The sequence below is a fragment of the Ensifer sp. 2TAB8 genome, assembly GCF_052115125.1.
Taxonomy (GTDB): Bacteria; Pseudomonadota; Alphaproteobacteria; order Rhizobiales; family Rhizobiaceae; genus Ensifer.
Genome location: NZ_JBFRGB010000045.1, coordinates 1 through 8,841 on the forward strand (window position 1 = coordinate 1; position 8,841 = coordinate 8,841).

10 protein-coding genes and 1 pseudogene are annotated in these 8,841 nt (G+C 62.6%); 8 read left to right on the top strand and 3 right to left on the bottom strand.

Going from position 1 to position 8,841, the window contains the following annotated elements; genetic code table 11:
• The 8 genes and pseudogenes from AB4Z53_RS34085 to AB4Z53_RS34120 form a co-directional block, all read left to right on the top strand.
• A pseudogene (locus AB4Z53_RS34085) lies at nucleotides 1–151 on the top strand (S-(hydroxymethyl)glutathione dehydrogenase); the annotation flags it as partial.
• 81 nt (nucleotides 152–232) lie between these two features.
• Entirely contained in the window at nucleotides 233–673 is a 441-nt protein-coding gene (locus AB4Z53_RS34090; RefSeq protein ID WP_441599822.1) for a YaiI/YqxD family protein, read from the top strand.
• Between the two features lie 47 nt (nucleotides 674–720).
• On the top strand, nucleotides 721–1,368 hold the full coding sequence (locus AB4Z53_RS34095) for a DUF1345 domain-containing protein (protein WP_441599824.1): 648 nt from the start codon (nucleotides 721–723) through the stop codon (nucleotides 1,366–1,368).
• A 24-nt stretch (nucleotides 1,369–1,392) separates the two neighbouring features.
• Nucleotides 1,393–2,226 (top strand): S-formylglutathione hydrolase, encoded by an 834-nt coding sequence (fghA, locus tag AB4Z53_RS34100; RefSeq protein WP_441599826.1) that lies wholly within the window; start codon nucleotides 1,393–1,395, stop codon nucleotides 2,224–2,226.
• 23 nt (nucleotides 2,227–2,249) lie between these two features.
• Complete coding sequence (crcB, locus tag AB4Z53_RS34105; protein ID WP_113541376.1) at nucleotides 2,250–2,627, top strand: fluoride efflux transporter CrcB; 378 nt, start codon at nucleotides 2,250–2,252, stop codon at nucleotides 2,625–2,627.
• A 213-nt stretch (nucleotides 2,628–2,840) separates the two neighbouring features.
• Entirely contained in the window at nucleotides 2,841–3,833 is a 993-nt protein-coding gene (locus tag AB4Z53_RS34110; RefSeq protein WP_113541377.1) for an RluA family pseudouridine synthase, read from the top strand.
• Complete coding sequence (locus AB4Z53_RS34115) at nucleotides 3,833–4,498, top strand: HAD-IA family hydrolase (protein WP_113541378.1); 666 nt, start codon at nucleotides 3,833–3,835, stop codon at nucleotides 4,496–4,498. Before AB4Z53_RS34110 ends, AB4Z53_RS34115 begins: the two co-directional genes overlap by 1 nt.
• Nucleotides 4,491–5,276, top strand: coding sequence for an ATP12 family chaperone protein (locus AB4Z53_RS34120; protein ID WP_441599829.1), 786 nt, complete (start codon nucleotides 4,491–4,493; stop codon nucleotides 5,274–5,276). The genes AB4Z53_RS34115 and AB4Z53_RS34120 overlap by 8 nt, the downstream gene beginning before the upstream one ends.
• A 123-nt stretch (nucleotides 5,277–5,399) precedes the next feature.
• Here AB4Z53_RS34120 and sugE read toward each other — a convergent pair whose 3' ends face one another.
• From sugE to AB4Z53_RS34135, 3 genes are all read right to left on the bottom strand, one after another.
• A complete protein-coding gene (sugE, locus tag AB4Z53_RS34125) occupies nucleotides 5,400–5,714 on the bottom strand; it encodes a quaternary ammonium compound efflux SMR transporter SugE (protein ID WP_113541380.1) in 315 nt (104 codons plus the stop codon).
• A gap of 248 nt (nucleotides 5,715–5,962) precedes the next feature.
• Nucleotides 5,963–7,276 carry a replication-associated recombination protein A gene (locus AB4Z53_RS34130; protein WP_291158626.1) on the bottom strand — a complete coding sequence of 438 codons (1,314 nt, stop codon included), beginning with the start codon at nucleotides 7,274–7,276 and terminating at the stop codon, nucleotides 5,963–5,965.
• Entirely contained in the window at nucleotides 7,273–8,670 is a 1,398-nt protein-coding gene (locus AB4Z53_RS34135; RefSeq protein WP_441599830.1) for a DegQ family serine endoprotease, read from the bottom strand. Before AB4Z53_RS34135 ends, AB4Z53_RS34130 begins: the two co-directional genes overlap by 4 nt.
• Nucleotides 8,671–8,841: the final 171 nt, after the last annotated feature.

The following is an 8,841-nucleotide window of genomic DNA, read 5'->3' on the forward strand; positions in this document are numbered from 1 at the left end:
CACCGACGTGCCGAAGATCGTCGACTGGTACATGGAGGGCAAGATCGAGATCGATCCGATGATCACCCACACGATGCCGCTCGAAGACATCAACAAGGGCTTCGAACTGATGCATTCCGGCGAAAGCATCCGCTCGGTGGTGCTATACTAAGCTCTTAATTTGATTCAGGAAGGCGCCGGAATCGATTGATTTTCTGGCGCCTTTTCTGTCCCGTTGAGAAATTGATTCAAGATGATCTATGTCGATGCAGATGCCTGCCCGGTGAAGGCGGAGATCCTGAAGGTGGCCGAGCGCCACGGAATAGAAGTGACTTTCGTCGCCAATTCCGGCCTGCGCCCTTCGCGTGACCCGATGGTGCACAATGTCATCGTCTCGGCGGGTTTCGATGCAGCAGACAACTGGATCGCCGAACGGGCACATGAGGGCGATATCGTCGTCACCGCCGATGTGCCGCTGGCCGTGCGCTGCGTTGCCGCCAGCGCGCTCGTCACCGGTCCTTCCGGCCGCCTCTTCGACAAAAGCAATATCGGCATGGCATCGGCGATGCGCGACCTCGGGCAACACCTGCGCGAAACCGGCGAGAGCAAGGGCTACAACGCCGCCTTCAGCCCGCGGGATCGCTCTGCCTTCCTCGAAACACTTGACCGACTCGCGCGCCACTCGAAAAAGTGACAGCACGAGCAAGCCCGCGGTGGACCGCAATCGCAAGGGGCATATGAATGACGGCGACGACAAAGCTCAGGCACTGGCCCTTCTACACCGCCCTGATCTGCGGCGCGCTGACCGTGCCGGTTCTCTGGTTCTTTGCGCGCCCCTTCGTCCTCGAAGGCGCGGCGATCACCTTCTTCTGCGTTTACCTCGTCATGAGCTGGCGGCGCCTACGGATGATGACGGGCAGACACCTGAAAACGCACGCCCGGAACACTGATGAGCCGGAAGCGGTGATCTTCCTCGTGACAATTGGCGCCGCAGCGACCGCCCTCGTCTCGCTCTTCTTTGCGCTCAACGGCCAGAAAACCGGCTCGGCCCTGGCGCTCGGCCTCGCCTTTGCCTCCGTCGTGCTTGGCTGGGCGACGATCCACATGATGGCGGCTATGCACTATGCCCATGTCTACTGGATTCCGAACCAGGACCCGCAAACAACAGAGCCGGCGCGAGGCCTCGAATTTCCCGGGACGCCCGAGCCCGGCGGTTACGATTTTCTCTATTTTTCCTTCGTCGTCGGCATGACGGCGCAGACATCTGACGTCGCCATCACGACGACGGCCATGCGGCGCATCAACCTGATGCATGCCATCGTTTCATTCTTCTTCAACACCGTGCTCGTTGCCGCCGCCGTCAATGCGGCCGTGCAGCTTGCCGGCTGAGAAGCTTTGTCCAAGGAGCATTCCATGAAAGTCCTTTCGCAAAACACCGCCTTCGGCGGCATGCAGGGCGTCTATTCGCACGATTCTGAGGCCTGCAAAGGCGAGATGACCTTTGCCGTTTTCGTGCCGCCGCAAGCGACCAAGGAGCCGAGGCCGGTGCTCTGGTACTTGTCCGGCCTCACCTGCACGCATGCCAACGTCGTGGAGAAAGGCGAGTATAGGCGCATGGCCTCCGAACTCGGCCTCATCGTCGTCTGCCCGGACACCAGTCCGCGTGGCGCCGACGTTGCCGACGAGTTGACGAACTGGCAGATGGGCAAAGGCGCCGGCTTCTATCTCGACGCCACCGAAAAGCCCTGGGCTGAGCATTATCAGATGTATACCTACATCACCGAAGAGCTGCCGGCCTTTGTCAGCCAGCACTTCCGCATGGATATGAGCCGCCAGGGGATCTTCGGTCATTCGATGGGTGGTCACGGCGCCATGACGATCGCCCTCAAGCACCCGGATCGGTTCAAGAGCTGCTCGGCCTTCGCCCCCATCGTCGAGCCATCGACGGCCGATTGGTCGGTCGGCGCTTTCGAGAAATATCTCGGAACCGTTCACGCCGCCTGGCGACAATACGATGCCTGCGCGCTGGTCAAGGACGGTGCGCGTTTCCCTGAATTCCTGATCGACCAGGGCAAGGCGGACGGTTTCCTTGAAAACGGTTTGCGCCCCTGGCTGTTCGAAGAAGCCGTAAAGGGCACAGGCATCGATCTGACGTTGCGCATGCACGAACGCTACGATCACTCCTATTATTTCATCTCGACCTTCATGGACGATCATCTGAAGTGGCACGCCGATCGGCTGGCCTGAGCCGAATTGACCCGGAGCGACTGATGACCCACCTTCTTCTCGTCGGCGCCGGTGGCGCGATCGGCTCGATCCTGCGCTATCTCGCCGGTCTCTGGGCCATTCACCGCTTCGGGCCAAGCTTCCCGTGGGGCACTCTCGGGGTCAATGTCACAGGCTCGTTCCTGATCGGCCTGCTGGCGGAGATGATCATGCGCAAGTTCGGCGCGTCGCCGGAAATGCGCGTATTCCTCATCACCGGTGTTCTCGGTGGCTACACGACCTTCTCCGCCTTCTCATTGGATGCAATCACGCTCGCCGAGCGAGGCGATGTCATGCTCTCGATCGCCTACGTGATCGCCAGCGTGGCGCTTTCGATCCTCGCGGTCTTCAGCGGGCTGGCTCTGGTGCGCGCAATAGTCTAAAGGCTGCTCCTACAGGCGCTGCGTATCCATGGGGAAACGCCGCGCATTGCTGCATTGGCCCCCAATCATCATCGTTTCGAGGGCATGGTTGTGCAGCGGCCAAAGAATTGCGGCAGCCTTTGCGCGCCTGAAGCATTATTCTTGCGTCCATCCCCACGCAGGAGCTTCGGACCGACGCGCGACGCTGCGGAAACAGAAAGCAGGTTCGCTCAAATGGCAGGTATAGAACACAGACAAGTGGACGGTGACGAAGCAGGCATGCGCCTCGACCGCTGGTTCAAGGTGCATTTCCCGGGGTTGGGCTTCGGTCCGTTGCAGAAGCTCCTGCGCTCCGGTCAGATTCGTGTCGACGGCGCACGCGCCAAATCCGACACCCGCATCCAACCCGGCCAGACTATCCGCATCCCGCCGCTCGGCGTCGATTCCAAGGAGGCAAAGACCGGCCCGATCGCCGGCCGCGACCTTAGGCACTCGCCGGACAGCGAACTCCTGTCGCGAATGGTGCTGCATGAGGACGCCAAGGTAATCGTGCTGAACAAGCCGGCCGGGCTTGCCGTCCAGGGCGGCTCCGGCGTCAACCGTCATATCGATCAGATGCTCGAGGCATGGACCAACCAGCGCGGCGAAAAGCCCCGCCTGGTGCACCGCCTCGACCGCGACACCTCCGGTGTACTTGTCATCGCCCGCACGCGCGGCGCGGCACAGAAGCTGACCGCCGCCTTCCGCGAGCGTGACACCAAGAAGACCTACTGGGCGCTGGTGAAGGGCGTGCCGCGCAAGCGCGAAGACCGCATCTCGACCTGGCTGGTCAAGGAACAGACGCCGGACGGCGACCGCATGCGAATCGCCAAACATGGCGAAGAGGGTGCCGACCACGCCATATCCTACTACCGCATTCGCGAGCAGGCTGCGCAGAACCTCGCCTGGCTGGAGATGGAACCCTATACCGGCCGCACCCATCAGCTTCGCGTCCATGCCTTGCACATCGGGCACCCGATCCTCGGCGACCCCAAGTATTTCGATGCCGATATCAACTGGAGCCTGCCCGGCGGCATGCAGAACCGTCTGCATCTGCACGCGCGCCACATCGATATTCCGCACCCGGATGGTGGTCGCCTGCGCGTGACTGCGCCGCTGCCACCGCACATGGTCCAGAGCTGGAATTTGCTGGGCTTCGAAGAGAACGAGCCCGGCGAGGACGACTGATGAAACTGGCGCTTTTTGATTGTGACGGCACGCTGGTCGACAGCGGCGGTCTGATTCATGAAGTGATGGCGCGCACTTTCGAGGCTTTCGATCTCGAACGCCCGCCCCTCTCGGCGACCAAGGGCATCATCGGACTGACGCTCGACATCGCCATCGCGCGCCTGCTCGGGCGCGAGCACGTGGACGATCTGGCGCTGGCTATGACAGCCCACTACAAATCGATCTTCGCGGGCGTGCGCGGCGAAGCGGGCTTCCAGGAGCTTTTGTTTCCGGGCATCGCCGACATGATGCAGACGCTCTCGTCGCGCGAGGCGTTGCTGATCGGCGCCGTCACCGGCAAGTCGCGACGTGGCCTGACCCATATCTCCGAAACGCACGGCTTCGACCGGATCTTCTTCGTGTCCCGTACCGCCGACGACTGCCCTTCCAAGCCGCATCCGGCGATGGTGACGGAATGCTGCTCGGAAGCCGGCATCGACGCCAAGGATACGGTTGTCATCGGCGACGCTATCTACGACATGCAAATGGCCAAGGCTGCAGGTGCCGCCGCCATCGGCGTCGCCTGGGGGTATGCGTCCGTTCCCGACCTCATCGAGGCGGGGGCGGACTTCGTCGCCCGGACGCCGGCCGACATCATTGAATGGATGGAACACAATCATGCCTGATATTCGCGACGAACTCAGCAGTGCGATGAGCCACGAGGATCCAGTCCGCCGCGCGCAGATCCAGATGCTGAAACCGCTGCCGAAGCGCTTCTACAAGGAGGTCAGCATCGCTGCGGCCGAAGGCGACACGCACAGCGTGCTGCTCGACGGCCGTACCGTGCGCACGCCAGCCAAGCAGCCGCTTGCCGTGCCGACACGCAAGCTCGCCGATATGCTCGCGGCCGAATGGGAGGCGCAGACTGAGGTCATCGACCCGGCCCGCATGCCGATCACCCGCCTCGTCAACACGGCGCTCGACGGTGTCGCGAAAGACCAGCGCTCGGTCTTTGACGACATCCTGCGCTTCGCCGGAACCGACATGCTCTGCTATCGCGCCGACAGCCCGGAAGGACTGGTCGCGCGCCAGAACGAGATCTGGAATCCTGTGCTCGACTGGGCGCAGCAGACGCTCGGCGCCCGCTTCATCCTCGCCGAGGGCGTGATCCATCAGGAACAGCCGGAAGAGGCGCTTTCCGCCTATGCGGAAGGCTTGCGCGCCTTCGCGACCCCGCTCGGCCTCACCTGCATCCACACGGTGACGAGCCTGACGGGCTCGGCCCTGCTGGCACTTGCGTTCGCCTCCGGCCGGCTTTCGGCCGAGGAAGCCTGGACGGCCGCGCATGTGGACGAAGACTGGCAGATCGAGCACTGGGGAACCGACGAGGAGGCTTTCCGCCGGCGTGAAAACCGCTGGCAGGAAATGCAGGCAACCGCCGCGGTCCTGGACGCCCTTCGCTGAAATTCACGCGATATCGCTGAATACGATTGCGGGCTGCGCGTCTTTCATGACGCGCAGCCCGCTTCATTTTGCGGCGATGGTGCGACTTGGGGGCCTGACGCCACGTCAATGCACTCCGACGCGTTAGGCCGCGAGCTTCAACCCGGCAATGCCGCTGACAATGAGTGCGATGCAGCCGAGGCGCATGAAGGTCGCAGGCTCCGCGAACAGGAAGATGCCGAGGATGACCGTGCCGACGGTGCCGATACCGGTCCAGACCGCGTAAGCCGTGCCGAGCGGCAGGGTGCGGACCGCGAGGCCGAGCAGCGTGATGCTGAGGATCATTGAACCGACGGTCAGGATGGTCGGCGTGAGCCGCGTGAAGCCGTCGGTGTATTTAAGGCCAATTGCCCAACCGATTTCGAGGATACCGGCAAGCAGAAGAAGGAACCAGGCCATGTCAAACTCCTAAAATTGGAGCGAGGCCGTCCCCGCGGATGTTCGGTATCGTCATCGCGAACCGTGCAGCCGTCTGCAATGCGGGTTCTATCTCACACTCCAGCGCCGACAGCAAGGCAGCCGCGGGCAGATCAGCTTTGCACCGGTGGCAAAGCTAAGCCACTCGCGCAGCGCTTGAAACCGTCGAACCGATAGGGTTTGCTCCGGGCCGCGCACGAACGAACGCCGTCTTGCAATCTCTGGGCATTCTAGGGGGTATTGCGCTCCCGGCGGAGCTTCGCCCACCATTCGAGCCGCTTGCGGATCTCGCGCTCGAAACCACGCTCCGGCGGGTCGTAGTAGGTCTGGCGACCCATCTTCTCGGGAAAGTAATCCTGGCCGGAAAAAGCGTCCGGTTCGTCGTGATCGTAGCGATAGCCGTCACCGTAGCCTTCGCCTTTCATCAGCTTGGTCGGTGCATTGAGAATGTGCTTCGGCGGCAGCAGCGAGCCGTTCTCCTTGGCAGCACGCATCGCCGCCTTGTAGGCTGTGTAAACGCCATTCGATTTCGGCGCAGTCGCCAGATAGACGCAGGCCTCGGCGAGCGCCAACTCCCCCTCCGGCGAGCCCAGATAATCATAAGCGTCCTTGGCGGCGTTGCAGATCACCAGGGCCTGGGGGTCGGCAAGGCCGATATCTTCCACCGCCATGCGCACAAGCCGTCGCCCAAGATAAAGCGGGTCTTCGCCGGCATCGAACATTCGGCAGAGATAGTAGAGTGCCGCATCCGGATCGGAGCCGCGCACCGACTTGTGCAGCGCGGAGATCAGATTGTAGTGACCGTCCTGGCCCTTGTCGTAAACCGGCGCCCGGCGTTGGACGATGTTCTGAAGGGCTGCCGCGTCAAAGATCTCATCGCGCCGTGCTGCGCGCCAGACTTCCTCTGCCAGCGTCAGTGCTGCTCGGCCATCGCCATCGGCCATGCGGATAAGGCTGGCGCGGGCATCCGCGTCAAGCGGAAGCGTCTTGCCCTCCGCCTGCTCGGCCCGCGAAAGAAGCTCCTGAATGCTGGCTTCACCGTGCGGCTTGAACGTCAGCACGCGGGCGCGGGACAAGAGAGCGGCGTTGAGCTCGAAGGACGGATTCTCCGTCGTCGCACCGACGAGGATGACTGTGCCATCCTCCATGACGGGCAGGAAGCTATCCTGCTGGGCGCGGTTGAAGCGGTGGATCTCGTCGACGAAGAGCAGGGTCTGCCGACCGGACATGCGCCGCGCACGCGCCGATTCGAACACTTTCTTGAGATCGGCGACACCGGAGAAGATGGCCGAGATCTGTTCGAAGGCGAGCCCCGCCTCCCCCGAAAGCAGTCGCGCGACCGTCGTCTTGCCGGTGCCAGGCGGTCCCCAGAAGATCATCGATCCGAGCGAACCCGAAGCGATCATGCGCGACAGTACGCCGTCATCACCGGTCAGGTGTTCCTGGCCGGTGACTTCGGCAAGCGTGCGCGGACGAAGCCGATCGGCAAGCGGTCTTGCCGACGCCATTTCCGGTGGCTCGTGGGCTGTGAACAGGTCGCTCATCGGAAGAACTGACGGATGAGTTGGCCGTTCCGCTCGATTTCAACGCGCCAGAAGGAGGCATCATCGGCCATCACATGCTCCAGCGTCTTCGAGGTGTCGATCGCGGTGCCGTTGACCGACCGCACGATGTCCTTCGGTTCCAGGCCAATGCGGGCCGCCGGCGAGCCGCGGTTGACCTGCATGACGACGACCCCCTGGAGGGACGTCGACATGCGCAGTTCGTCAGCAAGGCGTGGCGACAGATTGGCGACGACCGCGCCGGCAAAGGGATTGCGCCCTTCGATCAGCCGCTCGTCACGTGGCGACGTCTCCGGCGCGCGGTCGAGCTTCAGCGTCACCTCCCGCGGCTTGCCGTTTTCCGACACGGTGACGCGCGCCTCGTGACCGATGCCGACGGTCGTCAGGCGGTAGCCGAGCGCGTCCGGGTGTTCGACATCGATGCCGTTGACGGCGGTGATCACCTGCCCCGGCTTGATGCCTGCCTGTTCGGCCGGGCCGCCGGCGACGACTGCAGTCACCAGCGCGCCGCGGGCGCGGCTGAGGCCAAGCGCTTCAGCCACTTCCGAGGTCACCGGTTCGAAGCTGGCGCCGATGAAAGGACGCACGAAAGTGCCATTGCCGCCGTCGGCGGAGGCGACGAAGACCTTCACCAGATTGGCTGGGATGGCAAAGCCGACGCCGTTCGAACCGCCGCCCTTGGAGAAGATCGCGGTGTTGATGCCGATCAGCTCGCCGTTCATGTCGATAAGACCGCCGCCGGAATTGCCGGGATTGATCGCCGCATCCGTCTGGATGAAGAAGCCGAAATCGCCCGACGAAACCTGGTTGCGCGCCAGCGCCGACACGATACCACTCGTCACCGTCTGGCCGACGCCGAAGGGGTTGCCGATCGCGAGTACAAGGTCGCCGACCTCGACCGCATCGGAATCTCCGAGCGGAACGATCTCGAACGGACCTTCCGACTGGATCTTCAGGACGGCCAGGTCGAGCCGGTCATCCTTGAGCACGATCTTGCAGGGAAACTCGCGGCCGTCGGCCAGGGCCACCTTGATATCGTCGGCGCCCTCGATAACGTGGTTGTTGGTAACGACGATGCCGTTTTTGCCGACGATTACGCCGGAACCGAGCGAGGACTGCTTCTCGGACCGGTTCGGCATACGCTGGCCAAAGAACTCCTCGAAGAAGGGATCGCCGGAAAAGATCGAGCGGCGTTCGACCACCCGTTCGGCGTAGACGTTGACGACCGCATTCGCCGTTTGCTTGACCAGCGGCGCGAAGGAAAGCTGCATTTCTGTGCGTGACTGCGGAACCGTCTTGGGGTCCTGCGCCAGCGCCGGACAGGCGAGAGAGACAGCAATGACGAGCGCAACAAGCGCTCTTTGGCCAACGATCATGTGAAGCATTCTCCTATTCGTCTCGGCTACGTTCAGATAGGATTTCGCGGGAAAAAAGGCAAACGTTGGCGCAGGATACGCAAAATTGCCGGCTTCACGCGCTACGCACGAAAACGTGGTTCCGAACCCCTTTCACGGTGATCGAAAGTCTGCTGAGTTCGTACAAGACAA

What these genes read in the sequence shown, in the direction of transcription:
- AB4Z53_RS34090 (WP_441599822.1), top strand. Translation starts at nt 233, where the DNA reads ATGATCTATGTCGATGCAGATGCCTGCCCGGTGAAGGCGGAGATCCTG.
- AB4Z53_RS34095 (WP_441599824.1), top strand. Translation starts at nt 721, where the DNA reads ATGACGGCGACGACAAAGCTCAGGCACTGGCCCTTCTACACCGCCCTG.
- fghA (WP_441599826.1), top strand. Translation starts at nt 1,393, where the DNA reads ATGAAAGTCCTTTCGCAAAACACCGCCTTCGGCGGCATGCAGGGCGTC.
- crcB (WP_113541376.1), top strand. Translation starts at nt 2,250, where the DNA reads ATGACCCACCTTCTTCTCGTCGGCGCCGGTGGCGCGATCGGCTCGATC.
- AB4Z53_RS34110 (WP_113541377.1), top strand. Translation starts at nt 2,841, where the DNA reads ATGGCAGGTATAGAACACAGACAAGTGGACGGTGACGAAGCAGGCATG.
- AB4Z53_RS34115 (WP_113541378.1), top strand. Translation starts at nt 3,833, where the DNA reads ATGAAACTGGCGCTTTTTGATTGTGACGGCACGCTGGTCGACAGCGGC.
- AB4Z53_RS34120 (WP_441599829.1), top strand. Translation starts at nt 4,491, where the DNA reads ATGCCTGATATTCGCGACGAACTCAGCAGTGCGATGAGCCACGAGGAT.
- sugE (WP_113541380.1), bottom strand. Translation starts at nt 5,714, where the DNA reads ATGGCCTGGTTCCTTCTTCTGCTTGCCGGTATCCTCGAAATCGGTTGG.
- AB4Z53_RS34130 (WP_291158626.1), bottom strand. Translation starts at nt 7,276, where the DNA reads ATGAGCGACCTGTTCACAGCCCACGAGCCACCGGAAATGGCGTCGGCA.
- AB4Z53_RS34135 (WP_441599830.1), bottom strand. Translation starts at nt 8,670, where the DNA reads ATGATCGTTGGCCAAAGAGCGCTTGTTGCGCTCGTCATTGCTGTCTCT.